The 447-nt window shown below is 42.5% G+C and carries 1 protein-coding gene; it reads right to left on the bottom strand.

The window, feature by feature from the left end:
* Window positions 1-201: 201 nt before the first annotated feature.
* The coding region (locus tag ACTHUR_RS20885) for a D-alanyl-D-alanine carboxypeptidase (protein ID WP_440400718.1) at window positions 202-447 on the bottom strand (246 nt) is incomplete at its 5' end.

Genomic DNA, 447 nt, shown 5'->3' with positions numbered 1-447 from the left:
GTATAAACAGGACAACACAATAAAGCAGACATATGGTTTAAATCCTGAAAGACCATCCATCTCAAGCGGATTCACACCAAACGCTTATTCATCAAATCCCTATATCATCTATTCAAAATAGACATAAATACTTGCCTCCCCCTCTTACACAAAGGCCGTCTGAAAACGTCAATACATTTTCAGACGGCCTTTTTTAGCTTATCAAGCCTGATACCTAATCATGCAGGAGGCCTTAGCATCAATCCAATGTTCGCCACCGGGCTGAACAATTTTAGACACCAGCTTATCCAAGTCGCGTAAATAATCGGTCGATTTTTGGCTGTTAATAATAACGACAAACAGCAACGGCTTTTCGCCCAACCAATACCCAGCCAATGCGCGGACATCTTTAAGCGTACCGGTTTTAAGGCGCAGGTTTTCACCTGGCTGTTTCAAGCGTGTTTTAAG

This window comes from Neisseria sp. P0021.S007 (assembly GCF_051956855.1).
The sequence above is the reverse complement of the archived record's forward strand: the minus strand, read 5'-3'. Positions and strand labels throughout refer to the sequence as shown.